The sequence below is a fragment of the Marinomonas sp. 63XJN7_9_ISO-PGPR-S23-217 genome, from assembly GCF_056173515.1.
Window position 1 is genome coordinate 1,714,443 of record NZ_CM149678.1, and the last position, 25,996, is coordinate 1,740,438.

The window sequence follows — 25,996 nt, forward strand, 5'->3', positions numbered from 1 at the left end:
CGCCCACAAAAAACGTGGCCTCCACCGGACTCGCTAACGCTCGCCGTTTAGCGGGGCGTTAGATTGAAAGACAAATACACAGGAAGTATAAAGTAATTATGAAGTCTCCAAATTTTACCGATTTAACAAAGAAAAACTTTGCTCTTTGGGGAGTTATTGCGTTTCTATGTTTTGTTGTTATTCCGATTTTTCTTAAAGTCCCAGAACCATATCAAAAGGTGCTGCTTTCAATTGGAACCGCTTTATTTGTTGGTTTGACTGTTAGTTACTTTATCAATAAGAAAATTGGCGAAAGTACCAGCTATGAAGTAAAAGGTCTGTTGAAAGAGAGCTTTCCGAAATTACTAGAATTTGATGATATCGGTCTCCATAAGGTCACCTATGAAAACAGTATGAACAACTTAGGTATTGACTTAGTTAATTCTGATAAGCTCTATATCGTTATGAATGATGGGAAAAACTTTTTTACTAATAATTCTAAAGATCTCTCAAGGAGATTTTCACTGGAAGATAAACAAACAGTTGTAATTCTTATGTCAGATGAATCTGAATCTGAAGGAGTTTTGAACAGCCGAAACAAGAAAACTGAAGAAGGGTACTATGGTCGTAAAATTAGAGAGTCTATAAATGACTATTTGTCATTTCATAAAAATTCACCTGCCACAAACAAGCTAGATATCTATCAGTATGGCTTTAACTTTACGATGTCTATAGTTGCAACTGAAAATATAGCTGTAGTTGGAACGTACAGAAATGCAGCTGGAAAATCATTAGTTCCCCCTCACTTTGTCTTTAAGAATAATGGAAACGATAGCGAATTTAATAACATTATGAAAGATGTGAATAATCTTATAGAACAATCTAACAAGTCAAGGCAAGGGACGCAGAAAAGCTGCGCCCCTGCTTGAAGCGTTAAGTTTCTTAGGAGTTATAGGTGCACATAAGAAAGATTGAGCAGGAAGATTTAGCAAGAGTGAGCTCTATATGCATGGATGCTTTCATGTGTTCTGTCGCACCAAGCCTTTCAAGCGAAGGAGTTGATACATTCCGGGGCATTGCGAGTGTTGATAGCTTTTTAAGTCGGCTCAAAGGCGACAATAACATTCTCGTATTTGAGGACAATGGAGAGCTGAAAGGTGTCATTGAGTTAAAGGAAGGCCGTCATTTAGCTATGCTGTTTGTAGATCCGAAGTCACAAAATAGAGGCATCGGAAGAAAGTTGTTCTCAGAAGTAATTGCATATGCTAGGACAGGTACTCTCACAGTGAGCGCGTCGACTAATTCGGTACCCGCTTATCTCAAATATGGTTTTGTTTGTATTGGCCAGCCAGATGAAAAATCTGGCTTAAAATACCAACCTATGGAGTTTAAACTTAACAAATCAAGCAAGAAGGACGCAGCAAGCTGCGCCGGTTATTGAGGCGTTAGCTGTTCGTGAGAAATTATGGAAACAATTAAAAATATTTGGATTTGGTTATTCTCTCTGGGTGAAAGAGAGCGACCAGTTAAAGATGCTGCCGAAAAGCTACAAATGAGTATGAGAGTGACAGCTAAGTGTCGCTATAACGCGGCAGTGAGGCTTCAAAGACAAGGGAAGTTTGCCTTTTTTACTACAACCTCTCTATCTCTCGGTTTGATTTTTGTGCCCCTGATGCAAACCTCAGGAGTTAAGTTAGCTTTTGAGTCTAATGTTCTGAGTATGATGCAGATATTTTTGGCAGTGGCGGTGCTTGTATATTCAGTCGTCATTGGAACCGCTAGATACGAAGTCAGAGCTGAGACATTGACCGAGTGTGGGGATAAGCTGAAAGAATTAATTCGAGCAATAGATAAAGATAGAGAAGTAAATGAAAAGTTTTCAGATGAAGATCTAACCACATATCAAGATCGCTACTCAGATATTGTGACAGATACAGAAAACCACACTAGAAGCGATTATGGTTTGGCTACATTGGAAATGGATAGGGACTATTTTTATACGGGATTATATCGATTTAAATTATATGTAGGCTCTCACTTGCATCGCTTCATTCCATTTATCCTACCAATCGTTTTGTTGGCCGCTGAAGTAACTTTTATAACAGATATGATGGGTGCAACAAGCGTATTACCCAAATACTTAAACGGCACTGCCGTCGAGCAAGCAGCTAACAAGGCGCTCAATTCGCAGGTGATGCCTGCTGGGACGCCAAAAATCGGCGCCCATTAGCGCGGCGTTAGATTTCAAGGAGGATACTTTGAGCAAGACTAAACTTTTTATATTGCTATTTTTATTAATAGTTTTGAGCTCTTGCTCAATATTACTTATCCGCGATGCTCAGTTGTTTGTTGAAGTTCCACACAATAATGTGCCATTACTGAAAAATAATTTATGGAGCAGCTTATCTACTATATATCTTTGCTCAGAGGAACCTACAACTGATGAATATGATGTCTACTTGTTGACTTGTGAAAGTAATGCTTACGACTCTGAAGCTAAGGGAATCTTCGGATTCGGGCCTATGTGGGAGGAAAAAATTGCTATATCAATTAGAGTTATACAGGCAGAAGGTCAGCCCCTATGGGCAAAGATAACGACTACGGTTTTTGAGAAACAGAAAGGTAGAGCTGAGTGGAGAAATAAAGATGATTCTTCTTTTGATCCCGATATAGAAGCTGACTTAATAAGAAAGGTTCAGTTCGCAATCAAGGAGCAAGCATGAATATTGAAACTGTTAGAGCTGTTTTGGCGATTACAATTGTAGTTGGTGTTTTCATAGTTTCCGCATTATTACTTCTTGGCGGAGTCCAAGATGGTACAAAGATAATGAAGGAGTTTTCTGCTGTTTTCTCAGGAATTGTAGGTACAATAATTGGTTTTTATTTTGGTAAAGATAAACCAACCAACAAGTCCGGAGATTGAAATCTAACAAAAAAATTAAGTTCGCTCCCTCTGGTCGCTGGGACTGTCGCTACGCGCCAGCCCCTTATTTAAATCGTTATAACGCAGTAGAGTTCATCACACATATTAAGGATTGTATGGAAGAATATTGGAATCCAATGGTGCCAGAATTATCGGTATCAGACTTCTCAAAATCACTGAATTTTTACTGTGAAATCTTAGGGTTTAAGGTTAGAAGTCAAAGAACAAAACCAGATTTTGCTTACATCGAATTTGAACAAGTACAAATCATGTTGGAGCAAATTCATGATAACGGTTGGGCTACAGGAAGCTTAGAAGCGCCGTTCGGGCGTGGTGTAAATTTTCAAATTGAACTATCGAACATCGAACCTGTTTATGAACGTCTCAAGTTAGCTGGGATATCGGCGTTTTTCAAGGTAGTTGTCGCCTAAAATAATTAAGCAGCGTCTTTGTGTTGCTCTGGATTTAATTCCACATCACCTATTGGCTGCCAGTTTCTTTCTGCTTTTGACCAACGCTCAGGATGATCCTTCCTCTTCTTCTGATACAAGTTCGAGCGCTTCGCTAAGATCTTTTTATCAAGCCCTGCATGTCTTTGATTTGGCGTGACAAACTGGATCCGACTATGGCGATGCTCATGGTTGTACCAATACACGAACTCTTTGACCCACTCTCGCGCATCTTCTAGGGTTTTAAATCCCTCTGACGGCCATCTAGGGTGATATTTCACCGTTCTAAACAGCGATTCTGAATACGGGTTGTCATTACTCACCCTTGGTCGACTCCGTGAGGTCACTACGCCAAGGTCGTACATTTTTGCCCTCATCGTTAAACTCTTCATGGGGGCACCGTTATCTGAGTGTAAGACGATGTCTTTTTTAAAGCATCTTTCCGCCCAGACACTGCGCTCCAATAAATCGGCGGCATGCTCTCCCGTTTCTTGGTGATGCACTTCCCAACCCACTATTTTTCGACTGTAAATATCTTCTATCATGTACAGGTAGTAATGCAGACCAATCACCGTGGTTGGCAAATAGCTAATGTCCCAACTCCACACCTCATTGGCTTTTTTAGCCGTGTAGCTCGTGGGCTTTTTATGGACATTCCTTGGTGCTGCTTTTCCTCTGTGATGGAGCATATTTTCCGCTTTTAAGAGACGATAAAAGCTGGATTCTGAGGCAATATACTCACCTCTATCGGCCAATATAGGCACGATTTGGCTGGGTGGTAACGAAGCAAACTCGTCACGGTTGCAGACCTCAATCATCGTCTGCCGTTCTACCTCGCTCAGTTTGTTCGCTGGGGCGGGCCTTGTCGATGTGACTCTTCTATCCTCCCCAATAGAACCCTCTCTACACCAACGCTGTAACGTCCTGACCGATAATCCAATCACCTCGCAGGCAGGCTCTTGCCGTGCACCGGACTCGACCGCATGACGGATCCACTGCGAATACTTTTGCCTATCGGCCAGCGTGATTAGCTGTCCTCTTTTTCCTCCCAATAGGCATCGAACTTTTTTCCCAGCACAAGTAACGCTGCACTTTCTGCTAACGCTTTCTCTTTTCTTCTCAGTTCTCGCTCTAACTCTTTAATGCGTTTTTTATCCGACTGTTGCTCAGCCGTGGTCTTTTTCTTCTCTTTCACTGTATTCCCAGCAATACAAGCCTGTTTCCACTGTTTTACTTGCTCAGGGTACAGGCCTTTCACACGGCAATACTCATTAAGCTCCGCTTCAGACAAGACGGCGGTTTCAAGTACGACAGCAAACTTTTCTTCATTTGACCACTTATCTGATGAACTCACTTTTGACTCGCTAAATCCTGATGTGTTGAATTGCTTTTGCCAACTATACAGGGTAGAGAGCTTAATGCCTTCCTGTTCTGCAAACTCACGTCTCGACAACTCGCTTTGGTAGAGCTTCTGTAAGATGGCTTCTTTAAAGGCACTTGAATGTCTTTGGTAATTCACTGGTTTTACTTACCGTCCCCTGTCTATTTATAATAACAAATGAGGCGACAACTATCCTGACACAGGGGGATATCATTGTTCAAAGAACAGAAAGATACATGGTATGACGTTGGCCATAGCCTTTCTGGGCAGCGCGAGTTTTTAGTGCAAGACCCAGATGGTTACCTCTTGAGGTTTTCGCAATATCTTGGTGAAAAGTCTAAGTCATGAAAACAGGAATCCTAATGGGACACCCATTGTAACTTGATGGAGCCTGAGGATTGCCTAATGCTTAGGATTCGAGTAAAAAGAGTCAAGTTGTGATAAAAAATAAACGTAAATCACGCCTAAATTTTGGGAATATCCCTTAGCAAGAGAGAAAAAGCACTGCGATATTAACAGGGACGTCGCCAATTCTGAAAAAGCAAATCCCCTATAGATAACGTGACCGTTCAACAGAAGGTTATAGCCATGGCTTCGCCACTGTATAACCGCTTAGTAGTTAGGCTCTAAAATAATTCAAGCGTCATGTCCAAATATGGCGAGTATTAAATAAATAGGTGTTTATAATTAGAACACTTTATATAAAGAGGTTTAATAAATGACAACCGGCGTTTTTCAAGGTAGTTGTCGCCTAAAATAATTAAGCAGCGTCTTTGTGTTGCTCTGGATTTAATTCCACATCACCTATTGGCTGCCAGTTTCTTTCTGCTTTTGACCAACGCTCAGGACGCTCTTTCCTTTTTTGCTGATACAAGTTCGCTCGCTTTGCTAATATCACTTTATCAAGCCCAGCATGTCTTTGGCTGGGCGTGACAAACTGGATTCGACTATGGCGATGCTCATGGTTATACCAATACACGAACTCTTTGACCCACTCTCGCGCATCTTCTAGGGTTCTGAATCCCTCTGACGGCCATCTAGGGTGATATTTCACCGTTCTAAACAGCGATTCTGAGTACGGGTTGTCGTTACTCACCCTTGGTCGACTTCGAGAGGTCACAACACCAAGATCATACATTTTCGCTCTCATCGTTAAACTCTTCATGGGGGCACCGTTATCTGAGTGTAAGACGAGGTCTTTTTTAAAGCATCTTTCCACCCAGACACTGCGCTCCAGTAAATCGGCGGCATGCTCTCCCGTTTCTTGATGATGCACTTCCCAACCCACTATTTTTCGACTGTAAATATCTTCTATCATGTACAGGTAGTAATGCTGACCAATCACCGTGGTTGGCAAATAGCTAATGTCCCAACTCCACACCTCATTGGCTTTTTTAGCCGTGTAGCTCGTGGGCTTTTTATGGACATTCCTTGGTGCTGCTTTTCCTCTGTGATGGAGCATATTTTCCGCTTTTAAGAGACGATAAAAGCTGGATTCTGAGGCGATATACTCACCTCTATCGGCCAATATAGGCACGATTTGGCTGGGTGGTAACGAAGCAAACTCGTCACGGTTGCAGACCTCAATCATCATCTGCCGTTCTACCTCGCTCAGTTTGTTCGCTGGGGCGGGCCTTGTCGATGTGACTCTTCTATCCTCCCCAATAGAACCCTCACTACACCAACGCTGTAACGTCCTGACCGATAATCCAATCACCTCGCAGGCAGGCCCTTGCCGTGCACCGGACTCGACCGCATGACGGATCCACTGCGAATACTTTTGCCTATCGGCCAGCGTGATTAGCTGTCCTCTTTTTCCTCCCAATAGGCATCGAACTTTTTTCCCAGCACAAGTAACGCTGCACTTTCTGCTAACGCTTTCTCTTTTCTTCTCAGTTCTCGCTCTAACTCTTTAATACGTTTTTTATCCGACTGTTGCTCAGCCGTGGTCTTTTTCTTCTCTTTCACTGTATTCCCAGCAATACAAGCCTGTTTCCACTGTTTTACTTGCTCAGGGTACAGGCCTTTCACACGGCAATACTCATTAAGCTCCGCTTCAGACAAGACGGCGGTTTCAAGTACGACAGCAAACTTTTCTTCATTTGACCACTTATCTGATGAACTCACTTTTGACTCGCTAAATCCTGATGTGTTGAATTGCTTTTGCCAACTATACAGGGTAGAGAGCTTAATGCCTTCCTGTTCGGCAAACTCACGTCTCGACAACTCGCTTTGAATGAGTTTCTGTAAGATGGCTTCTTTAAAGGCACTTGAATGTCTTTGGTAATCCACTGGTTTTCACTTACCGTCCCCTGTCTGTTTTATAATATCAAATGAGGCGACAACTACCCTGACACAGGGGGCAACTGATTTTTTGATAAAAGCACTAACTATGGATAGCTTTCATGATCTAATGCTCAAAAATAATGAAGAATTAAAACGTGTTGATGCAGCTTGGTTGACTGTAGATTCTGAACCGGGATATCCCTGTCGTGTTTCTCTCTCGGATGCAAAAATTGGTGAGAGAGTGTTAGCATTATCTTTCTGTCATCATAATGTCAATTCACCTTACAAGGCATCTGGACCGATATTTATCCGAGAAAATGCTTCAACAGTTAAATTAAATATTAATGAAGTACCTAAAATGCTACGACATAGATTGCTTTCACTTAGAGCTTACAACTATGAAAATCTAATGATCGGAGCTGAAGTGGCACAAGGAACAGAGCTAGAATCTACAATTGATAGGCAATTTCAGAATAAGGAAGTTGAATATATTCATATTCATAATGCAAATCCAGGTTGCTTCAATTGTAGTGTGCATCGAGCCTAACAAGCACTTCAAACGGAACAAAAACAGTTGGTTAGGTTCCGCTTCGCTTCACATTTTAACCAACTATTTTTGTCCGCTTAAGTGGGCGTTCTACAGCTTTGAATTGAGCATCACCAAAAAATCATTCAAATGGAAGTAAAGAATGAATATTAAATTAAAAGAAATAGACCGAACAAATTATCAAGAATGTATTGATTTGAAAGTTAGTTCAGATCAACAGGATTACGTAGCACCTAACATTGTTTCTTTAGTTGAAGCGGCGTATGAACCAGATTTGTATCCCTTAGGAATCTATGATGACGAGAGATTTATTGGCTTTATTCTTTTTGATTTCGATAAAAAAATTAATGGGTGGTCAATGAGTCGATTTATGATTGGCAGTGAATACCAAGGAAAGGGGTACGGAAAAGAGTCACTTAAAGTCTTCTTGACGTTTTTTAATGCAAAATTCGGCAATGTTACACTGTATACAAGTGCAGAATTAGGGAACAAAGTTGCTATTCACTTGTATGAATCATTCGGTTTTAAACGACAGGATAACTTTGAGTACGAGCACAAAGGTAAGCTTTACCGAGAAACAAGAATGGTACTTGAGGCGAATAGATAGTTAAGAATTAGTGCCAGAAATGGCAGTAGAAAAAAACGCTTCAATTGACAAAATAACTGTCACGAATTTTGCTTCGTAAAATATGGTGTCAGCTACTTTGTAACTGACAAAGACGTTAGCCACCTTAGAGCTTGATATACGTCCGAAATGGTAGGTGTCGCTCTGCGTTGACCTTCGATATAGGCGATCTCAATAAACTCTTTGTGAGTGTCCAACCCAATAAAAACTATGCTATGTTCAATCATGCTAGCCTCCATTATTTAGTTGTTGACACATTCATTATGGCTCTGGTTTTACACTAACCCACGGAATTGGAGGCTAGCCTCGTGGGGAGTCATTATGTCTATAACCTTTGAGGAAGAAATGAAACTTAGAGCATTTGAAAAGGAAGACTACGAGTTACTTATTAGCTGGATTGACTCGGAGAAATTGAACTACCTATGGGGTGGTCCAAAGTTCGAGTTTCCCTTGAGTTCCGAACAAATTAGCCAACATTGTTCTCAGCCTGAAGTGTTTCCTTTTATCTTTGTCGTTTCAGGGGAAAGCGCAGGCTATGTCGAACTCTTCAAAGTAGCCGAGTCCCATTTCCGAATCTGTCGAGTATTCGTATCAAATGGCTTTCGTGGTCAGGGGATTTCTAAGCAAATGCTAGGGCAGTTAATTGAGTTAGCAAAAGAAAAGTACGCAACTAGCGTCTTGACACTTGGAGTATTTGAGCAAAATACAGTGGCTAGGAACTGCTATGAGTCATTGGGGTTTTCTGTCACCTCGCATGAAGTAGGTACTAGGTCATTTCAAGGTGAAGAGTGGGGTCTTCTGCGCATGGAAAAACGGTTATAACAAAGCGTTTAAGAGAGATTTGCAACACTGGGTGTTATCAGATCAAGTCGAGTTTTGGTGTTTACGGTGTAGTAGTTTAGGTTAGTTGGTAGTGTTGCTCACCACTTAATTGGGCGTTAGGACTTATAGGAGACTTTATGGCACTTCAAGATCAACCCGCTTACATTATCAAAATGCGAGCAAAACCGGGCCTAGGCGACAAGCTTTTCGAATTAGCTAGCGCTGGAATGACGAAATCTGGGGCTTCCGATCGATTCATTATTGCTCGTGAGGACGGAGATCCAGACATCCTTTGGAACGTTGAGGTCTTTAAATCCGACGAAGCTAAAGCCAACTATGAGAATAGCCCGCTCGCTGACGAACTTCGCGACGAGATCATCGATCTTTTGGCCGAGCCGCCTATGCGCATTTTAGTCCATCCATATGCAGCGCTTCCCATTAATGTGTCCTAACTATTCATTCAAGCCAACGCCGCTCTGCAGCGCGGATTAATTCAGGTGTTAAATCTAGGGGAGTCGTAAAATGATCTTCGGAATAAACCACGTACAGATCAGTATTCCAAAGGGGGCAGAAGAGCAAGCACGCCTTTTTTATTGTGAATTACTAGGACTAACTGAATTGGAGAAGCCGGAAGTGCTAAAGCGTAATGGCGGCCTTTGGTTAAAAGTTGGTTCAACTCAGCTTCATTTAGGCATAGAAGACTTAGAAAATCGACATAAGTCAAAAGCGCATGTGGCTTTTGAAATTGAAGACGAACAAAGCATGCGTGAATTGCTTCAATGCAATAATGTTGAAGTTATGGAAAATACTCAAATCAAAGGTTATAAACGCTTTGATATTCGAGATCCATTTGGTAATAGACTTGAATTCATGGAAAAAATTTAACAAGTTGTAGCACGCAGCACTTACCAGGCTTTGGACTCACAATTCACTGGCGTTCGTTTTTCGCTCGTGTACAAAGGGGTTAGTGTAAAATTGAAAATAACATATAGACAGGCTTTGAAAGAAGATTTTGCTTACCTATTTTCTTTGAGAAAAGAGTCGATGACGCCCCATCTGGAAGCTGAAGGGGGGTTGCTAGATGATGCCGATCACGTTAGAAGAATCGAATATCGTTTCGACTGCGCAAAGATAATACTGGTTGATGGAGCAATCGGTGGATTAATAAAGGTTGTTGAAGAAGGTAATGATTGGGAATTAATTCAAATTCAGATAGATGCTTGTTTGCGTGGTCAAGGTATTGGAAAAAGAGTTATTACTGACATTCTAGAAAGGGCTTTTTCTAAAGGTGCTTCTGTAAAATTAAGCGTATTCCGCTCAAATCCAGCAAAGGAACTTTATCAGAAGCTTGGTTTTAAGCCGTACATGGATACACTGACAACATATGAAATGCGTGCAACCGCCTAACAAAAGAAAACTTTTATGAGATCAGCCGTTCTTGTTATTGATGTGCAAAGTATTTTGTTCGACCCAGAGCCTCAACCATTTGAATCAAAAGTGGTGTTAAACAAAATTAATGAAGTTACCAAATTGGCGCGAGCTAAGTCAGTTCCTGTCATTTTCATCCAACATGAACAACCGAACTCTCTCATTGAATATGAGAGCGGAGGTTGGGCATTACAGTCGAGCTTAGTAACACAGGCTTGTGATCATTTCGTTCGTAAAACGACTCCAGACTCGTTCTTGAATACAAATCTTCAAAATGTTTTGAACGAGTTAGACGTCGATAGCTTAATTGTGTGTGGCTATGCCTCTGAGTTTTGCGTTGATACTACCATTCGTAGAGCAGCAGGTTTGGGTTATTCTGTAACTTTGGTTTCGGATGCTCATACAACCCATGACAAGAAGCATGCCAGTGGCGCTCAAATTCGAGAGCACCACAATGCTACCTTGCCCAATATTTCGAGTTTCGGAGTCAAAATAGAAGCGGTTGAGGCAGACAGTCTGTGGGCATAGGGCTAACAAGCTGTTCATGACGGACTGCCAACATGTGGCGAATTTACTTCAAAGTTTGCACCATGTTTACGGCGGTTTATTTAGGTTTTGTGGTATTTGGCGGCCACTTAACAGGTTTACATTATCTGTATTAGCTCAACCAATGTAAGGAGTGAGTTTTTGATACATACACAGGTATTGCAAGATGGGGCGGAGTCGTTTGAAGTCTCGGTATACGAAGCAACAACCGCTTCCCCGGTTGTTCTTTTTGCTGTTGGGTCGGGTGGTCAACCGGAACGCCACACATCGCTCTTGGGTTCGCTAGTTAAATCAGGGTTCACGGTCATTGCACCACATTTCGAACGACTCACCACACCAATGCCTAGGGAAACAGATTTGACCCTCCGGGCGAGGCGCTTATCTCTTGCGCTTGACAAATTTCTTCAATCTGGCACAACCGCTGTGGGTGTTGGGCACTCAATCGGCGCAGCTACCCTTATCGCTCTGGCGGGTGGACAAATGTGGTTAGGGCTTGGTCGGCGCGTCAATATCGCACCGGATAGCCGATTTACCCGGCTCGCTCTATTGGCTCCTCCCACTGGATTCTTCCAGGCTCCTGGCGCGCTTGATGCATTAAGGATTCCAATGTTGGCATGGGTAGGTTCGGAGGATAGCATCACTCCTCCTGCCCAAACTGAATGGTTGGCTCATGCCATGCTTGACTGGCAAACCGTGGATGTTCGCATAACTGAAGGTGCAGGTCATTTCTCATTTATGGATCAGACTCCACCACAAATCACGGAGCCGTTGTCAAACAAGCAAGCATTTCTTCAGGAGCACTCAAGTGAAGTTTGCAAGTTCCTGTTGAGTTAAGCTGCGCTGTCATGGTAAGCCGCATGTAACCAGGAACATGGAAACAAGGCCATGCAGCCGATGCTCGTACCTCGTGCGGTTGGTGGCTGGCGTTATGAGTATCCGCAATATGTATGCATATCGACGAATTACTTCCTGTTTATGCTGGCGGAGTGGTCATTACCAATAGAGAAATCGCCACTTACTTTCAATCATTTAGCGGCGTACTTGAATCGGCCTTGTGCAAATCCAACAGTTAAGGCTGTTTGTGGCATCGAAGGTATGGATCTCGCACCATTTAAATCATACTCATAACAAAGCGTTTAAGGCTGATTTACAATGCTTATCAATTTTGGTTTCAATCAGCTTTAGTGTTTACGACACAATGGTTTAGATTGGCTGGTCGCGTTGCTCACTGCTTAGCGCGGCACTAATATTTGGAGAAATAGAAATTGATACCAACACTTGAATCGCAACGGATTGTCCTTCGTCCTTATCAATTATTAGATGCGGCAAATGTACAAAGATTAGCTGGCGATAAAATTATTGCTGATATGACCGCCAACATTCCGCATCCATATTTAGATGGAATAGCTGAAGAGTGGATTTCAAAACATGAGGGTTGGTTCAAGAACAGAGAAGCCATTTCTCTTGCCATTCAGCTTTCTAAGACTGGAGAGCACATAGGAACAATTGGCATCACTCAAATTGATGGTGCGTGCGGCAATTTAGGCTATTGGGTTGGTGTTCCTTACTGGGGAAATGGTTACTGTACAGAAGCTGCCGCCATAATGATTGAGTATGGTTTTTATGAATATGGTCTCGATTTGATTTATGCGAGGCACTTACCAGAGAATCCTGCCTCCGGAAAGGTTATGACAAAAAATGGCTTTGAATACAAAAAAGAGGTAATGGTTGGTGATCGAAAACTTTTACATTATGAATTGCTTCTCAGCCAGTGGCAGAACATTAACAAGTACGGGTTTAGGGCTCGTCCCAACCGTAAACGTTAGCCAACCGTAGCGATAGTTCGGCGTCTCATCTCACTTCTCACTCACTACATTCTGTCCCGTGCCCAATGAAACTGGGCACGGGGTATGTGATCGACTCTTCTATGCTTTATCGGGGCGGTGGAAGAGTAGGGTTACGACCACGGAAGATGCCGCGAGTGCTGACATCAGCATGAACGCTTCGGCGAAGCTGCCGCTTTGGCCAATGATCCAGCCAGTCAACGCCGGTGCCAGAAAGCCGGAGATCGCGAAGCCGAAGTCCATGATACCGAGTGCAGTGGCGGAACGGTCGCGGGCGACGTCAATGTTGATGGCGTAGAAGGCGGAATTCGCGCTCATGGACGAGGCGACGGCAATGGTGATAAGGATCAGGGCCAGTGTCAGGTTGTCGGTGAAGGCAACGGGTAGTATCACCAGCGCCGCCAGCGCTTGCGTAGCCGCAATCAAATAGCTACGGGCAATGCGCAGTTTGCCGGTAAGCCGCAAAAGCTTATCCGATAGGTTACTAAGTAGAAGCAGCGCGACGGCAGCGGCAACCCAGGGCGCGGCTGAGAACCATCCGACGCTGGTGATAGACAGTTTAAAGGTCTTTTCAAGATAACCCGGCAGCCATGACATGAAAAAGAACAGGAAGTAGCCGAAAACGAAGAACGCCCAGTAGTTTGCCAGAAGCGTGCCGTTCGTCAATAGTTTTGACCAGCTTGTGGGCTTATGCTCCACGACGGGGGCGTCGGGGTCGCGATCGTGCGTTTCCTTATCAGCGATGATTGCCATCTCGGCTTCATTCACTTTGTTACTGTCTTTGGGGTGGTTACGAAACAGGACCCACCACAGTGGCATCCATAGGAGGCTGACAACACCCAGCACGAGAAACATCTCGCGCCAGCCAGTGAGTGCGGTGATATAGGAGACGATCGGCGCACCGATGGCCAGCGAGATTGGCACGGCCACCAGCGAATAGCCCAGCGCTCTTCCGCGCTCCCGTCCCGATAGCCAGTTTGCAATGGCCCCTGTCTGGCCTGGGAACATTGGCCCTTCGGCAAGACCGAGCGCCGCGCGTGCGACTAGGATCAGAATAAAACTGCTGGCGACGCCGATAAAGGCGGTGGCCAAAGCCCAGGCGACAACTGACACCGATAGCACGATCCGTGCGCCAAATCGGTCGACCAGAATGCCACCCAAAAGCGTCGTCACGGCGTAGCCGATGCCGAAGGCACCAAGGATCATCCCCTGCTGCGCATCACTGAGGCTCAATTCCTTCGACATGGGTCCAATTGCATAAGAGATTGCTGAACGATCAATGTAGTTGATGAGGATGATTGCGGCGAGCATCGCCACAATGATCCAGCGAAAGCTTGTGGCGTCGCCTGATTGAGGCGTTTGTTTGCTTGGTGTAGTCATTTTTATTTCCTTCTTTACAAAGGTACTTATTTTTGGTAATCCAGTATAAGTTAAATTAATATTATTGACTATCCTTGGCGTTGGGGTGAGGTACAGCCTATGAAAAATGTCTCCTCTTTTCCATATTCCTACATACGTCCTGTTTTTTATACACAATTGACTGGCCTAGCAAATTCAAAGTTTCTTTGAATGGTGTAGTCGTCAATAAATGTCATTTGCTCAGACTCGATTTGGCGATGATAGGTAAGTCTTGTTTATCTTGATGAGCCAATATTTTATGGACAATGCCAAGCTCGGTTATACAAGCAATTACCTTTGCATTGCTCTGCTTACAAGCTTCACACTGAGTAATGTCGAATACGCGTTTTAACCTTTTGGCCCTCGTTATGCTCCTAGCGGGATAGGGTTTATCGCTCTTTTAGTCCTGCTCTAACCTAGGGTTATGATTGTCTCACTGAGGAGATCTATGCCTCCACAGTGTCGTTTGGTGTAAATACTTCCTTTCTAAGTCGTAACGTTGATGAGAAATGTTTACCCGCCTCGCAGTTGTATCGGTGGTAAAGCCGATGTAAAGCGGATAAACATTTTGTGAGTCCGGTCAATTAACGAAGCAGATTGGTTTTGCCCAGTTCAACAAGGGCATCACCATCGCCGTTCAGAATGGCTTTGAGCATATAGAGGCTGAAGCCTTTGGCCTGTTGCATCTTTATTTTCGGTGGCATTGCCAGTTCCTGTTTAGCTATTTTCACTGACAGCAGATAAGGCCCTTCACTGGCTAACATGGTTTTTACTGCCGCTTCCAGTTCACTGCCATTTTCCACGTACGCAGAATCAATACCAGCTCCCCGGGCAATGGCAGAAAAGTCAGGGTTATCCAAATCCGTGTCATGAGAATAGAATCCCGCTGATTTCATCTCCATGGCGACGAATCCTAGCGAACGATTATCAAACACAACTATTTTAAGGGGCAGTTTATGCTGATTAAGGCTAAGTAAATCCCCCATTAGCATTGAAAAACCGCCATCTCCACATAACGCAACCACCTGACGCTGGCGATCGATACTCTGAGCGCCGATGGCCTGGGCCAGTGCATTCGCCATAGAACCATGGTTAAACGATCCCAGTAGGCGACGCTTGCCATTCATTGTCAGATAGCGAGCTGCCCAGACGGTAGGGGTGCCGACATCACAGGTGAAGATGGTGTTGTCTTCGGCGTGTTCGTTGATCAGTTTGGTCAGATACTGAGGATGGATAAGACTCCGGTTATCCGACGGGGATGCCAGCTTATCAAGGGCCTGCCTAGCTGAATGGTAATGCTTACGGGCAGCTTCCAGAAAACTCGTGTCATCATGACGCTTCAGCTTTGGCATCAATGCGTGAAGCGTCTCCTTCACATTACCCTGTAAAGCAAGATCGATATTAGCGTGCGCACCCAGTGCAAGGGGAGATCTGTCTACCTGAATGATGGTTGCTTCTTGAGGATAAAACTCTCGATAAGGAAACGCACTGCCCAAGATGATCAGCGTATCAGCATTTTCCATAGCATGGTAACCAGAAGAAAAACCTATCAAACCAGTCATGCCTACATCGTAGGGATTATCGAATTCAACGTGCTCTTTACCCCGCATGGCGTGTACCACCGGTGACTTGAGGGTATCTGCCAGTGCCAGCAGTTCCTCATGAGCACCCTGACAACCTGCTCCAGCAAGAACCGTAATTTTTTTAGAATTATTTAGTAACCGCGCCATCTCATCGATACTTTGTGTTGAAGGTGTCACAGAAGGGCGTTCAGGTGTCTGCCAGTTCATTTTTGTCGAAGGGGCTTCAAGCAGTGCAACATCTCCGGGCAGCACGATAACGGCGACATCCTGTTTCAGGATTGCGGTTCGCATGGCGACATCGAGGACATAAGGTAATTGCTGTGGTGAGGTAATCATTTCACAGTATGCGCTGCATTCTGAGAACAGCATTTTAGGATTGGTTTCTTGAAAATAGCCTGAGCCAATCTGATTAGAAGGTATATGGCTCGCGATGACAAGAGTAGGTACATGGCTGCGATGACAGTCATAGACACCGTTTATCAGATGCATATTGCCCGGCCCACAGGATCCGGCACAGACCGTCAGTTTACCGGTTATTTGCCCTTCAGCACCTGCTGCAAAAGCAGCGACTTCTTCATGACGAGTACCAATCCATTGTATGCTTTCGTGCTTTTCCAGTGCGTCGCTAATACCATTAAGAGAGTCGCCGGTGACCCCCCAGATGCGGGTGATGCCAGCGTCGGCTAGACTATCAACCAGAAACTCTGCAATTGTTTTTGCCATAGTGGTTCCTCAAAAAGATTAAGTAGGTCTGACTAGGACTGTGCGTCGCTGTTAGACCAAGGTTTCTGAAACAGAAGCGGGTTAAGGTTATATACGTAACGCCGCCGGCAAGCGCTTTTCTGTTTATTTTGGGCACCTGACGCTTTAACGCATGAAAAGTGTAGTGTAGGGGAAATGACTGGATAAAAATGCTAAATTTATTGTTATTTGTTATAGGTCTAGTCAGCCCAGCTGGCTGGCTTGACGGACCTCAAGGGCTCTTCGTGACTTTATCCGACAAACCTTCTCTCTTTCTCTTCAGCATTGACGTTATCTTTCCTGCTTACGGTATATAAGTCAATATCGGTGTATCCGTAGGACGTTTTTGTGTGGCAAAGGTTCTGTCTCTGATGAAAGCTTTGTGCACCGCCGAGGCTGGGTCGACAATATGTCTGCACGTTACGCGCACAGTGACATTCACTGTCTCTGCGGCGCTACGCCCTAGACTCGCCGATCACCCGAATCAGCAAAATAAGGAAACTATCGGGACATCCTCGTTAGAATCCGTTTCCGAGACGTGCCTACGGTGAGTTTCCTAGTAGTGACCGAAAAGGTTTGTCATCAACTTAATTACGATCCCACAGCCGTGTGTCTCCGCTGCGGGCGACTAAACCGCCCGATCCTAGGAGGTCCAATACGGCCTTTAACCCCCACTTCCTTTGGGTTTTTAGAGGCTGCTAGGTCACTGCCGCTACAGATTTGCGTGATTCTTGGACCATCAATGTTCCTCGGGAGTCAATCCACTTTGGCCAGAAGATTTACCAAAGTTATGGCTGACCGACGTAGTGATTCGAGGTCTTCGGGCGGAAGTGAAATTTCCTGGGCAAGCCTCTCAGGGACGGCCAGAGCTTGCGCTCGTAATTCCCCGCCGTGAACAGTCAGCTCAATCAAAACCCGTCTTTCATCCTGTGGATCGCGTCGACGGGTGATGAAATCGTCCCGCTCCATGCGTTTCAGTAACGGTGTTAGCGTCCCGTTGTCTAGATGAAGGCAGGCACCGATCTCACCGACTGTCAGTCGTTCGTGCTCCCACAACAGGAGCATCACCAGATACTTGGAGTAAGTGAGCCCAAGTGGTGCGAGCAAGGGACGGTACAGACGTTGCAAAAGGTTTGTTGCCGCATATAACGGAAAGCAGACCTGATTCTCCAGCAGAAGATAATTTTCTTTTGACTCAGGCATAGTTGTTACGGCTGCGCTTCGACGGTGATTTTGACATCAATATTGCCCTTGACCGCATTGGAATATGGACAAGCTAGGTGTGCCTCAGCAACCGCGTCTTCTGCCACGGCCTGACTGACTCCGACGATGGTGACGTCAAGTGCAACCGTCAGACCAAAGCCACCTGCATCGTTCGGTGACATACCGACAGTAGCGACCACAGTAATGTCGTCATCTTTAACCTTCTGATCCTTGTTTCGCGTGACGTGAATCACGGCGTTACCGAAGCAGGCGGCGTACCCCGCAGCAAACAACTGCTCTGGATTGGTGGCATCGCCTTTGCCGCCAAGTTTCTGGGGTAGGGCAAGTGGCAGTTCTAACAATCCATCGTCACTTTTGACCGTGCCAGAACGTCCGCCGACAGCGTTTACAGTTGTTGAGTAAAGTGTGCTCATATCAAGCCTCTCTTTGATGATATTGTGATTTAAGTTTTTAGCCATTATATGGCTTCCAATATATATGTCAACCTCACTTTCGAAAACCTAGCCTTTGCTGATCGTCTGCATGGTCGTCGCTGGATAGCGCCAACACAACATTCTAAGGTTCGTGTTCTGAGGGAATAGTCTTGCCTTAAGAGTTGAATCGCGCTAAAAAATAAGAAGTTAGGATCAAAATAGTGGCGAACTTAGGTTATCTGGCAAAAGAGGCTCTGATTAAGCTTGGTTTTCAGCGACAGAATATAACAGGGAGGTCACACCATGAAAAAACACATTCCCTATATAAAACGCCGCCGTTTAACGGTGGGTTATAGTCGTAGCAGCGCGAGCTCTTCGTTGCTTGGCAGCGTTATGCAGTTGCAGTGATCGACCTTTTAAAGGACCCAAGGTGGCGTAGAGTCATTGCAGTAGCTAAGGACGTTTATACCGAATTTAAGGTTTCCACATAGGCATGCCAATCACGGCGGTGGCTACTACATTGCGGCTTTGCCTTCATTTTAAGGATGCGCGAGTTGTCGGAGTTATACTTCTGGAATATTTTTTATGATCTTTTTTGATATTGATGATACGTTGTTTGACTATAAAACGTCACAGGATATAGCAGCCAGTAAATTTTGTGACATGTTCTCTGATCGATTGATTCCAGAGAAGTCTGATTTCGTCAAAGTTTGGGATACTGTAGCTCGTGAGCACATGAAAAGATATTTGTTAGGCGAATTAACTTTTCAAGAACAGCGGCGCGAAAGAATAAAGGCAGTAATTCATGGCATCAAGAGTGATAAAGAAGCGGATCTATTATTTAGTGAATATTATTCTTTTTATCAAAACTCATGGCAGTTGTTTCCTGATTGCATTGAGGCCTTAGATATCCTTCGTTCTAAAAAGTTGGGTATTATTACAAATGGGGATCTCAATCAACAAAAGTCGAAATTAAAAAAATTACGTATAGATCATTATTTTTCTTTCGTTGTTACGCCCGCAAATGTCGGTGAGGCAAAGCCAAGCCCAAAAATATTTGAATATGCTAATAAATTAGCCGGTGTTTCAGCAGATGAATGTTGGTATGTTGGTGATGATTACGAAAATGACTATCTTGCATCAAAACAATTAAATTGGAATTCCATATGGTTAAATCGAAGAGTATCTAATAATAATCTAGAAGGTATGTATAGCAGTTTGCTAGAGTTTGCAAAAAGTATTAGCTGAAAATAGATGTTCACTAGCAATCTTATGGAAGTATCACAAAACATTGAGGTCGACTGTAAACCTTCGATTTAATTTAATGTTACCCTTTCGCTATGCGACATTATAATATTAAATTTTACTGCAGTTTATTTTGGCTTAAATAGGGATTAGGCAATACATTATGAATCCTGTAGAAACAGGTAAAAACTACGATACAATTACGGATCTTTGGTCTGATGATCGGTTTAATATGAAAAACGGAATCGATCAACACAGAAGAGCCATAAACTTTATAAAGTCGAGAGGCAAGGCTCTTGATGTTGGTTGCGGAAGAACTGGGAGAATAATGGATTTGCTAGCCAAAGAGGGCTTTAAGCCAGAAGGCTTAGATATCTCAGAGAAAATGATCGCACTAGCTCGGAGTCGTAATCCAGAATGGAATTTCTACCAAGAAGATATCTGTTCCTCTCCATTATCAGAAAAATATGACTTCATAACCGCTTGGGATAGTATTTGGCATATCCCATTGGATGAGCAAGTTAGTGTGATATCAAAATTGGCAAGTGCGTTAAATCCCAACGGCATCATGATATTTTCATTTGGTGGAGTTAATGAGCCAGGAAATCACACTGACGATACGATGGGGCCAATGATGTATTACTCATCTCTAGGAACAAATGGCTTCATAAAGGTTTTCCTTGATAATGGTTGTACTATCAAGCACTTAGAGTTTGACCAGTACCCAGAGTTACACACCTACATAGTGGCGCAAAAAATTGCCTAACAAAGCAATAAAGGGGGACATCCAGCACTCCGTTGCTTTCCTGTTATTATTGTAAAAAATGGAATTTCAATAGATCTTATGAGTCAATCAGAATGGATAAAATCAAAGCCATGATTTTGGGGCTAATTGGCAGGTCGTCAATGGCAAGTACTGGGGTGGATGTGCAGTATTATCCGTCGCCAAATGGTGCATTTGGGTTGGTAGCGCCTGTCGGCTGGTTGCAAAAAACGGACTCTGACTTCCTTTCGATCTCTAGCCCAGATGGGAGCGTTTCTATTACTAATAATGCGTTCACTAAAAATGACGGAAATTTGGAAGAGTTTGCCGAGTATCGCTTCTGGTCATTACAAGGCTTATACACCCCTCAAAGTGAAGTCTATCCAATTAAATACGGTGTTTTGCGTGAGTATGAAACTGCGTACCCGAGTGAGTCGGAGAAAACCTATTATGTCACTGCTGCTGTTCAGGTGAAAAATGCCTTTGTTGGTATGGCAGTGGTTACTAATCGCAAGGACTATAACGAAAACAAGTCCATGTATATAAAGGTTTTTGAATCTATTAAAGTGAACTTATAGTAAGGCCTAAGTACATGATGGGGGCGTGTTGGCAGTGTTAGGTTTTGGGGGAGGCTATTATTCTCAAGTCGTTAGCTTCAGTGGAAAATGCCATATAACACACCCTTTAAAGCCGATTCTCAATGCTTAACGCTTGGCGATTTTTTTTCAAATTAGTTTAGGTGTATAGGATACAATGGATTGGTCGTCTCGTTGTTCATCGCTTTACGGGGTGTTATACGCTTATTGACCATTTGGAGGCGTTATGAAAATAATCAGAAGTAAAGGGTTTAAACCTGAGCGTGCTTGGGGGGCAAAAGATATCGCTAATATGAATGGCATTACGACGCGCTTACATTGGACTGATCAGCCTTATAAGTGGCATATCAACGATGGTGAAGAGGTGTTTGTTGTTTTAGATGGTGTTGTTGAAATGCTATTTAAAGAAAATGGAATTGAGAAATCAGCGGTTTTAGAGATGGGTGATATATTTTATGCATCTATTGGTACTGAGCATGTTGCGCACCCTCGTGGTGAGGCAAGGGTATTAGTTGTAGAATCAGAAGGAAGCGTATAACTGGTTGTTTAAGCAGAAAAATTACAGTCGGTCATCGCGTCGAGATTATAACCGACCATGATTTTTCGCTTAGCAAGGCATTATATAAGACCAGAATGAATAGTCCTTTAGCCAAAAAAGTGGCTTTTGCTGTTTAAAGGCAAATTAATCGAGTAAAACCAATCAAGAGAAAGTTCTATGCTTGAGGTGAGACTCGGATGTGAATGTTCCTATAGGTAGTAAGTGGTATGACAAAAGATTATTTTAAAAACAAAGCGGCTTCTTATGAAAAGGAGAGCAGAAGGGTCTCAAACGTAGACAATATCGCCAACCTGATTGTGGAAAGGTTGGATCTAGAAAAGGGCATGCATTTATTGGACTTTGGCGCGGGTACGGGGCTGTTATTGGAGCGCGTTGCGCCGTATGTTGAAAAAATCACTGCGGTAGATATTTCCAAAGCCATGATTGAACAGCTTGAGCAGAAACGTGATGGGCTACACTGTGATTTAGCCATTCTTGAAGTGAATTTAGAGTCTTCATCCATTGATCAGACATTCGATGGCATTATCTCTTCGATGACCATGCACCATGTGCAACATATCGATGCTATGTTCGAAAAGTTCTATTCCATGCTTGATGAAGGAGGAGTGATTGGTATTTCCGACTTGGACAAAGAAGATGGTAGCTTCCATGGTGAAGATACTGGTGTTTTCCACTTTGGTTTCGAGCGTGATGTAATTGCTGAGTCAGCGATAAAAGCGGGTTTTAGGGATGTGAAAGTGGAGGATGCCAGTGTCATCAGCAAACCATATGGTAATTTTTCTGTGTTTTTGCTGACGGGGAGAAAGTAGAAACACAGATTGTCAAACCTCATCACAGATCGATTAAAATCAACAAATTAGTCGTTTTTGATATGAGCTTTCTGTGTTCATAAACTACCAGAGCTTATGAAAATGAGTGTTGATTCAGGTGTACTAGCCCACCCCTTAACACAGCATGTACACCTGTTTTCTATCTCAGTTTGCTTGAGAGCTTTCATTCGGTTCTGGAACCAAATCATGTAAAAAGCCTGCTACTGCATTGCGGCTATTCTTTAGCTTCAGCCCGTCGCATTCAGATTGCGAATATGGCAGCTAATGCTATTGAGTGCCTACTGTAAACACAGTACCCAGCACTGGAGTGTTCTGGTTCACGCAAACCCTCTTGCTCGTAGTAATGAAAACAAGGCCCTCTGACAGCAAAATTACCCCCCAATTCCCCGAAAAGCGGTCGACGATATGCAGTGTTATGGCGGTAGAGTGGTTCAAAACAATCAATGGTAAAACCACCATAGATCAGTCGTATTACAGAACTCGTTCTCTCTTAATCATAAGTCTCTGCATCATTACAGGCGCCAGCAGTGGCACATTAAGAACCGTCAGCACGGTATTTTTGCCACGGAGTTTAACGAAGAAAAATCCAGAATAGTCATGGGAGATGCACTAGAGCATAGGCTCTATTTAAGCGTTTCGTCATGAACATACATTAAAAAAATGTGGTGAGTGAACTCGAATGATTTAGGGTGTTGATTGGCAATAGAAGACAAAGTAGATATACCGCGCCAAGCTGCCAGCAATAAAACATTAACAGAGAGTAATGATATGTAATTTTTCATTAAAATCAACATATTATTTTTGCACTCCAAAAAACAACTGCTATGCTTTTTTTGACGCGAATAGAAATAGATAAAAGCGTGATATACCTGAATTATTGACCCTAGTTATCTCCGTATAGGTACGTCAAGTCAGTGATGACCTTAGATATATGATGATGCTAGATAGTGAACAGGACTACACATCTTCCTAAGCATCATAATAGATTAATAAATCGGATTTTTTAGTCTGGTTCAATCTTTATTAAAAATACTAGATGAATGAAAAAACGAATGAATCATTCGCCCTATGTTGCTGAATTTTGGAGAAATATATGTGTAGTTCATTTTTAAGAAACGCACGCTTATTATTTTTTGTGTTTTTGGTTTTATCTTTTTTACCGACAGCTGGTGCAGCACCAGTGAAAGGTTCTCATGTTAAAATATATGTCTCAAGCCTTCCCTATCTTTACACCTCCCATGCTGTGAATGGTTCACTTTTAAGACCCGCCAATAATGAACGTGGTTGGGAATACTATATGGCCACATCTCATTCGCAAATTAGCGATACCGTCTATGAATTTAAGTTACGCCAAGGGGTTCAGTTTCAAGATGGAACGCCATTTAATGCCGATGCCGTCATTGAAAATATGGAATACTTTAAAAAGAAACCCTTTTTGTTTAGCAAAATTAATACTGTATATGACCATACGGAAAAAGTTGATGATTATACAGTAAGGTTCTATTTAAAAGAAAAGTATGGGACATTCTTGAATGATGTGATTTGGATTCAATTTTATACAACAAAATATCTTGAAAAATTTGGTTGGAATGGTAAAGCGACTTGCCCAAACCTTGCTGAAGCGGGCCCTTATGGATTAGGTCCTTATATTCTTAGTGAAGGTTATATAGAAGGTGACAGAAAAACAGATAAAGCGGTATTAATTGCTAACCCTTATTACTATGATAAAGATTCAGTAAAAGTAGAAAAATTCACTATTTACACAAATTTAGACCCCAAGATAGCATTATCTGATGTTATTGAGTCTGAAGGTTATCTTGATATTATGCCTATCGCATTTTCTGACGTTCAGCTAGTCACTTCTTCTCCTTACGCAAAATTAGTTACTGGGCCATCAACAGATAATATAGCCATCCATATTAATATGGTTAATGGTAACGAAAAACTAAAAGATAAAAATGTTCGTCTTGCTCTAAATAGAGCAATAGATCAGCAAAAGTTATTAAATTATTCATTTTCCGGTTATGGTGAAATAAAGCCTACACTGTCTTCACCTAATTTTCCTGGTGTTAAAGAAGCGGTAAAAAATCTGAAGGCTTATTCTGAAGTTGAGTCACCAAAAGAAATACGACAGGAACTAAAGAGCATTTTAGGTGGGCTAGAGCTTAAAGTGCTAACACAGCAGAAGTTTATGTTTCTTTGGCGCTCATTATTAACCCGGCGGTAAAAATTATCTGGTATAATCACTGAATGAACGAAAAAATAGACACAAGAAAACTTACCACTCCAGAACTCGCTAGGCTACGAAAGCAAGTTGTCAGACTGCGCGAAAAAGACTTCTCTTTTAAAGACATATCTGAGGTGACAGGTGTCCATGTAGACACAGTTGGCCGTTGGTATAGAGACTACTTAAAACGTGGAAAGGCAAGCTTTGAGTATAAAAAGCGTGGTCGAGAAAAAGGCTCATTTGGCAGTCTAACCAAAGCACAAGAAACTCGAATTCAGCAAGAAATCACCGATAAAATGCCTGATCAATGCAGGCTGAATTTTGCCTTGTGGACACGTCGTGCGATCCAACAGCTCATCAAGCAATTGTGGGGGAAAGATATGCCCATTAGAACCATTGGAGACTATCTAAAGCGCTGGGGATTTACCCCGCAAAAGCCACTGAAAAAAGCCTATGAGCAAAACCCTCGAAAAGTGTCCAAATGGCTTGGGGAAGAGTACCCCTCGATCAAGGAAAGGGCCAAGAATGAAGGGGCAGAGATACATTGGGGTGATGAAACGGGCCTTCGTAATGATAGTCAGCATGGCCGAAGTTTTGCTCCTAAAGGCAAGACACCAGTCCAAGTGATTCCAGCAAAGTATTGCCGAATCAATATGATTTCTACTATCACAAACCAAGGAACAGTACGCTTTATGACCTACGCTGACAACATGACAGCCAAAGTACTCATTCGCTTTATGAAGCGATTGATCTCAACCTCTAAGAAAAAGGTATTTCTGATACTCGATAACCTTCGAGTACATCATGCAAAATTAGTAAAAGAGTGGTTAGCCAAGCCAAAAACCAAAGAGCAAATAGAAGTCTTTTATTTACCTGCCTACTCACCTGAACTCAATCCAGATGAGTATCTAAACTGTGATTTAAAGGCAGGTGTGCATACAGGTGATGCGCCAAAGAATGAAAAGGTTTTAAAGGATAGAGTGGTCTCTCATATGAGAGGGTTGCAGAAGAATCCGAATCGAATCAAAAAGTACTTTAAACACAATTCAATCCGTTATGCAGCATAGAAGACATAAAACTCCGCCGGGTTAATAGATCGAGATTTACGTAAAGTTGGTGTAAAACTTGATTTTGAGATTGTTGATGAAACGGCTATTTTTGGACAAATTTTGTCTACCAATGCGGGTAAGAATACAAAGTCGTGGGATTTGATTGTGTGGGGGGATGATGATTGGTACTTCAATCATCCATGGGCGGCAATCTTTGTTTATCAACCAAATAGTGTTTGGAGTACGATGCCAGCAGACCCTCTGATGGGTGAGTATATTGATGAAATGTTTAAAGAAGCCGAAAACACGCCACAATTTAATGAAGTTGTAGCAAAAATAATTGATCATGTCTACAAAAATGCTTATATGCTTGTTGTACCAGCTCCTAATAAGGTTGTTGCGGTTAATAAGAAGGTTTCTTACACCCCCTTACCAATGGCTTCTCTTCCATTATGGGATATTGAGGTGAGTGATGATCACTGGTCGTTAAGACAATAGCAAAGATACACGTAGCCACTTGCTCAAATATTTAAAAAAT

Annotated in this window: 30 protein-coding genes and 1 pseudogene; 24 read left to right on the forward strand and 7 right to left on the reverse strand. The window is 42.9% G+C overall.

The window, feature by feature from the left end; all coding sequences use genetic code 11:
• Positions 1-98: 98 nt before the first annotated feature.
• The 6 genes from AC0VYI_RS08045 to AC0VYI_RS08070 all read left to right on the forward strand — a co-directional run bounded on the left by AC0VYI_RS08045 (position 99) and on the right by AC0VYI_RS08070 (position 3,333).
• On the forward strand, positions 99-908 hold the full coding sequence (locus AC0VYI_RS08045) for a hypothetical protein (protein ID WP_475448522.1): 810 nt from the start codon (positions 99-101) through the stop codon (positions 906-908).
• A gap of 26 nt (positions 909-934) precedes the next feature.
• The gene (locus tag AC0VYI_RS08050) at positions 935-1,420 is read left to right on the forward strand and encodes a GNAT family N-acetyltransferase (RefSeq protein ID WP_475448524.1); all 486 of its coding nucleotides are present in this window, start codon (positions 935-937) and stop codon (positions 1,418-1,420) included.
• Between the two features lie 24 nt (positions 1,421-1,444).
• Positions 1,445-2,209, forward strand: a complete 765-nt coding sequence (locus tag AC0VYI_RS08055; RefSeq protein WP_475448526.1) for an SLATT domain-containing protein — start codon at positions 1,445-1,447, stop codon at positions 2,207-2,209.
• Between the two features lie 28 nt (positions 2,210-2,237).
• Positions 2,238-2,702, forward strand: coding sequence for a hypothetical protein (locus tag AC0VYI_RS08060; RefSeq protein WP_475448527.1), 465 nt, complete (start codon positions 2,238-2,240; stop codon positions 2,700-2,702).
• Positions 2,699-2,902 (forward strand): hypothetical protein, encoded by a 204-nt coding sequence (locus AC0VYI_RS08065; RefSeq protein WP_462766223.1) that lies wholly within the window; start codon positions 2,699-2,701, stop codon positions 2,900-2,902. The genes AC0VYI_RS08060 and AC0VYI_RS08065 overlap by 4 nt, the downstream gene beginning before the upstream one ends.
• Before the next feature lie 116 nt (positions 2,903-3,018).
• Positions 3,019-3,333, forward strand: a complete 315-nt coding sequence (locus tag AC0VYI_RS08070; RefSeq protein ID WP_475448529.1) for a VOC family protein — start codon at positions 3,019-3,021, stop codon at positions 3,331-3,333.
• Positions 3,334-3,338: 5 nt separating this feature from the next.
• On the opposite strand, the gene AC0VYI_RS08075 is transcribed toward AC0VYI_RS08070, so the two are convergent.
• Both AC0VYI_RS08075 and AC0VYI_RS08080 read right to left on the reverse strand, forming a co-directional pair.
• Positions 3,339-4,870 (reverse strand): IS3 family transposase gene (locus AC0VYI_RS08075; protein ID WP_475448531.1). Its coding sequence is split into 2 segments (ribosomal slippage): positions 3,339-4,426 and positions 4,426-4,870, totalling 1,533 coding nucleotides; the frame shifts between segments, so codons are not numbered across the junction.
• Positions 4,871-5,492: 622 nt separating this feature from the next.
• Positions 5,493-7,024 (reverse strand): IS3 family transposase gene (locus AC0VYI_RS08080; protein ID WP_475448533.1). Its coding sequence is split into 2 segments (ribosomal slippage): positions 5,493-6,580 and positions 6,580-7,024, totalling 1,533 coding nucleotides; the frame shifts between segments, so codons are not numbered across the junction.
• Positions 7,025-7,106: 82 nt separating this feature from the next.
• Here AC0VYI_RS08080 and AC0VYI_RS08085 point away from each other — a divergent pair.
• Together AC0VYI_RS08085 and AC0VYI_RS08090 are read left to right on the forward strand one after the other, a co-directional pair.
• Positions 7,107-7,565, forward strand: a complete 459-nt coding sequence (locus AC0VYI_RS08085; protein ID WP_475448535.1) for a DUF1203 domain-containing protein — start codon at positions 7,107-7,109, stop codon at positions 7,563-7,565.
• Positions 7,566-7,707: 142 nt separating this feature from the next.
• The gene (locus AC0VYI_RS08090; protein ID WP_475448537.1) at positions 7,708-8,172 is read left to right on the forward strand and encodes a GNAT family N-acetyltransferase; all 465 of its coding nucleotides are present in this window, start codon (positions 7,708-7,710) and stop codon (positions 8,170-8,172) included.
• Between the two features lie 117 nt (positions 8,173-8,289).
• Here the strand turns inward: AC0VYI_RS08090 and AC0VYI_RS08095 are convergent.
• Positions 8,290-8,417 (reverse strand): annotated as a pseudogene (locus AC0VYI_RS08095) (IS110 family transposase); the annotation flags it as partial.
• A 94-nt stretch (positions 8,418-8,511) separates the two neighbouring features.
• Between AC0VYI_RS08095 and AC0VYI_RS08100 the strand changes: the two are divergent.
• The 8 genes from AC0VYI_RS08100 (at position 8,512) to AC0VYI_RS08135 (ending at position 12,812) form a co-directional block, all read left to right on the forward strand.
• Positions 8,512-9,012: a GNAT family N-acetyltransferase gene (locus tag AC0VYI_RS08100; RefSeq protein WP_475448539.1), complete on the forward strand. Its 501-nt coding sequence runs from the start codon at positions 8,512-8,514 to the stop codon at positions 9,010-9,012.
• Between the two features lie 137 nt (positions 9,013-9,149).
• Positions 9,150-9,464 (forward strand): putative quinol monooxygenase, encoded by a 315-nt coding sequence (locus AC0VYI_RS08105; protein ID WP_475448541.1) that lies wholly within the window; start codon positions 9,150-9,152, stop codon positions 9,462-9,464.
• A 70-nt stretch (positions 9,465-9,534) separates the two neighbouring features.
• Positions 9,535-9,897, forward strand: a complete 363-nt coding sequence (locus tag AC0VYI_RS08110) for a VOC family protein (protein WP_131913636.1) — start codon at positions 9,535-9,537, stop codon at positions 9,895-9,897.
• 90 nt (positions 9,898-9,987) lie between these two features.
• Entirely contained in the window at positions 9,988-10,419 is a 432-nt protein-coding gene (locus tag AC0VYI_RS08115) for a GNAT family N-acetyltransferase (RefSeq protein WP_475448544.1), read from the forward strand.
• Between the two features lie 15 nt (positions 10,420-10,434).
• Positions 10,435-10,968: a cysteine hydrolase family protein gene (locus AC0VYI_RS08120; RefSeq protein WP_475448545.1), complete on the forward strand. Its 534-nt coding sequence runs from the start codon at positions 10,435-10,437 to the stop codon at positions 10,966-10,968.
• Positions 10,969-11,343: 375 nt separating this feature from the next.
• Complete coding sequence (locus tag AC0VYI_RS08125) at positions 11,344-11,820, forward strand: alpha/beta hydrolase (RefSeq protein ID WP_475448547.1); 477 nt, start codon at positions 11,344-11,346, stop codon at positions 11,818-11,820.
• A 51-nt stretch (positions 11,821-11,871) separates the two neighbouring features.
• Positions 11,872-12,114, forward strand: coding sequence for a glutathione S-transferase family protein (locus AC0VYI_RS08130; protein WP_475448549.1), 243 nt, complete (start codon positions 11,872-11,874; stop codon positions 12,112-12,114).
• Between the two features lie 137 nt (positions 12,115-12,251).
• The gene (locus AC0VYI_RS08135) at positions 12,252-12,812 is read left to right on the forward strand and encodes a GNAT family N-acetyltransferase (RefSeq protein ID WP_475448551.1); all 561 of its coding nucleotides are present in this window, start codon (positions 12,252-12,254) and stop codon (positions 12,810-12,812) included.
• 99 nt (positions 12,813-12,911) lie between these two features.
• On the opposite strand, the gene AC0VYI_RS08140 is transcribed toward AC0VYI_RS08135, so the two are convergent.
• The 4 genes from AC0VYI_RS08140 to AC0VYI_RS08155 all read right to left on the reverse strand — a co-directional run bounded on the left by AC0VYI_RS08140 (position 12,912) and on the right by AC0VYI_RS08155 (position 18,234).
• On the reverse strand, positions 12,912-14,210 hold the full coding sequence (locus tag AC0VYI_RS08140; RefSeq protein ID WP_475448553.1) for an MFS transporter: 1,299 nt from the start codon (positions 14,208-14,210) through the stop codon (positions 12,912-12,914).
• A 602-nt stretch (positions 14,211-14,812) separates the two neighbouring features.
• Positions 14,813-16,534: a ubiquinone-dependent pyruvate dehydrogenase gene (gene poxB / locus AC0VYI_RS08145; RefSeq protein ID WP_475448555.1), complete on the reverse strand. Its 1,722-nt coding sequence runs from the start codon at positions 16,532-16,534 to the stop codon at positions 14,813-14,815.
• Between the two features lie 774 nt (positions 16,535-17,308).
• A complete protein-coding gene (locus tag AC0VYI_RS08150) occupies positions 17,309-17,755 on the reverse strand; it encodes a MarR family winged helix-turn-helix transcriptional regulator (protein WP_475448557.1) in 447 nt (148 codons plus the stop codon).
• Between the two features lie 5 nt (positions 17,756-17,760).
• Positions 17,761-18,234 carry an organic hydroperoxide resistance protein gene (locus AC0VYI_RS08155; protein WP_475448559.1) on the reverse strand — a complete coding sequence of 158 codons (474 nt, stop codon included), beginning with the start codon at positions 18,232-18,234 and terminating at the stop codon, positions 17,761-17,763.
• Between the two features lie 540 nt (positions 18,235-18,774).
• Between AC0VYI_RS08155 and AC0VYI_RS08160 the strand changes: the two genes are divergently transcribed.
• The 8 genes from AC0VYI_RS08160 to AC0VYI_RS08195 all read left to right on the forward strand — a co-directional run bounded on the left by AC0VYI_RS08160 (position 18,775) and on the right by AC0VYI_RS08195 (position 25,956).
• A complete protein-coding gene (locus tag AC0VYI_RS08160; protein WP_475448561.1) occupies positions 18,775-19,437 on the forward strand; it encodes an HAD family hydrolase in 663 nt (220 codons plus the stop codon).
• 160 nt (positions 19,438-19,597) lie between these two features.
• Positions 19,598-20,200, forward strand: coding sequence for a class I SAM-dependent methyltransferase (locus tag AC0VYI_RS08165; protein ID WP_475448562.1), 603 nt, complete (start codon positions 19,598-19,600; stop codon positions 20,198-20,200).
• Between the two features lie 92 nt (positions 20,201-20,292).
• Positions 20,293-20,775: a hypothetical protein gene (locus AC0VYI_RS08170; protein ID WP_475448564.1), complete on the forward strand. Its 483-nt coding sequence runs from the start codon at positions 20,293-20,295 to the stop codon at positions 20,773-20,775.
• A gap of 244 nt (positions 20,776-21,019) precedes the next feature.
• Positions 21,020-21,331: a cupin domain-containing protein gene (locus AC0VYI_RS08175; RefSeq protein ID WP_475448565.1), complete on the forward strand. Its 312-nt coding sequence runs from the start codon at positions 21,020-21,022 to the stop codon at positions 21,329-21,331.
• A gap of 227 nt (positions 21,332-21,558) precedes the next feature.
• Positions 21,559-22,161 (forward strand): class I SAM-dependent DNA methyltransferase, encoded by a 603-nt coding sequence (locus tag AC0VYI_RS08180; protein WP_475448567.1) that lies wholly within the window; start codon positions 21,559-21,561, stop codon positions 22,159-22,161.
• A gap of 1,114 nt (positions 22,162-23,275) precedes the next feature.
• Positions 23,276-24,409, forward strand: a complete 1,134-nt coding sequence (locus AC0VYI_RS08185) for an ABC transporter substrate-binding protein (RefSeq protein ID WP_475448568.1) — start codon at positions 23,276-23,278, stop codon at positions 24,407-24,409.
• Between the two features lie 23 nt (positions 24,410-24,432).
• Positions 24,433-25,476, forward strand: coding sequence for an IS630 family transposase (locus AC0VYI_RS08190; RefSeq protein ID WP_475444872.1), 1,044 nt, complete (start codon positions 24,433-24,435; stop codon positions 25,474-25,476).
• Positions 25,477-25,578: 102 nt separating this feature from the next.
• Positions 25,579-25,956 carry a hypothetical protein gene (locus AC0VYI_RS08195; protein ID WP_475448569.1) on the forward strand — a complete coding sequence of 126 codons (378 nt, stop codon included), beginning with the start codon at positions 25,579-25,581 and terminating at the stop codon, positions 25,954-25,956.
• Positions 25,957-25,996: the final 40 nt, after the last annotated feature.

Excerpts from the sequence above, each read along its gene's own strand:
- AC0VYI_RS08180 (WP_475448567.1), top strand. The coding sequence starts at position 21,559 with ATGACAAAAGATTATTTTAAAAACAAAGCGGCTTCTTATGAAAAGGAG.
- AC0VYI_RS08105 (WP_475448541.1), top strand. The coding sequence starts at position 9,150 with ATGGCACTTCAAGATCAACCCGCTTACATTATCAAAATGCGAGCAAAA.
- AC0VYI_RS08065 (WP_462766223.1), top strand. The coding sequence starts at position 2,699 with ATGAATATTGAAACTGTTAGAGCTGTTTTGGCGATTACAATTGTAGTT.
- AC0VYI_RS08045 (WP_475448522.1), top strand. The coding sequence starts at position 99 with ATGAAGTCTCCAAATTTTACCGATTTAACAAAGAAAAACTTTGCTCTT.
- AC0VYI_RS08140 (WP_475448553.1), bottom strand. The coding sequence starts at position 14,210 with ATGACTACACCAAGCAAACAAACGCCTCAATCAGGCGACGCCACAAGC.
- poxB (WP_475448555.1), bottom strand. The coding sequence starts at position 16,534 with ATGGCAAAAACAATTGCAGAGTTTCTGGTTGATAGTCTAGCCGACGCT.
- AC0VYI_RS08055 (WP_475448526.1), top strand. The coding sequence starts at position 1,445 with ATGGAAACAATTAAAAATATTTGGATTTGGTTATTCTCTCTGGGTGAA.
- AC0VYI_RS08130 (WP_475448549.1), top strand. The coding sequence starts at position 11,872 with ATGCAGCCGATGCTCGTACCTCGTGCGGTTGGTGGCTGGCGTTATGAG.
- AC0VYI_RS08160 (WP_475448561.1), top strand. The coding sequence starts at position 18,775 with ATGATCTTTTTTGATATTGATGATACGTTGTTTGACTATAAAACGTCA.
- AC0VYI_RS08170 (WP_475448564.1), top strand. The coding sequence starts at position 20,293 with ATGGATAAAATCAAAGCCATGATTTTGGGGCTAATTGGCAGGTCGTCA.
- AC0VYI_RS08175 (WP_475448565.1), top strand. The coding sequence starts at position 21,020 with ATGAAAATAATCAGAAGTAAAGGGTTTAAACCTGAGCGTGCTTGGGGG.
- AC0VYI_RS08155 (WP_475448559.1), bottom strand. The coding sequence starts at position 18,234 with ATGGCTAAAAACTTAAATCACAATATCATCAAAGAGAGGCTTGATATG.
- AC0VYI_RS08110 (WP_131913636.1), top strand. The coding sequence starts at position 9,535 with ATGATCTTCGGAATAAACCACGTACAGATCAGTATTCCAAAGGGGGCA.
- AC0VYI_RS08185 (WP_475448568.1), top strand. The coding sequence starts at position 23,276 with ATGTGTAGTTCATTTTTAAGAAACGCACGCTTATTATTTTTTGTGTTT.
- AC0VYI_RS08190 (WP_475444872.1), top strand. The coding sequence starts at position 24,433 with ATGAACGAAAAAATAGACACAAGAAAACTTACCACTCCAGAACTCGCT.
- AC0VYI_RS08150 (WP_475448557.1), bottom strand. The coding sequence starts at position 17,755 with ATGCCTGAGTCAAAAGAAAATTATCTTCTGCTGGAGAATCAGGTCTGC.
- AC0VYI_RS08090 (WP_475448537.1), top strand. The coding sequence starts at position 7,708 with ATGAATATTAAATTAAAAGAAATAGACCGAACAAATTATCAAGAATGT.
- AC0VYI_RS08100 (WP_475448539.1), top strand. The coding sequence starts at position 8,512 with ATGTCTATAACCTTTGAGGAAGAAATGAAACTTAGAGCATTTGAAAAG.
- AC0VYI_RS08165 (WP_475448562.1), top strand. The coding sequence starts at position 19,598 with ATGAATCCTGTAGAAACAGGTAAAAACTACGATACAATTACGGATCTT.
- AC0VYI_RS08120 (WP_475448545.1), top strand. The coding sequence starts at position 10,435 with ATGAGATCAGCCGTTCTTGTTATTGATGTGCAAAGTATTTTGTTCGAC.
- AC0VYI_RS08070 (WP_475448529.1), top strand. The coding sequence starts at position 3,019 with ATGGAAGAATATTGGAATCCAATGGTGCCAGAATTATCGGTATCAGAC.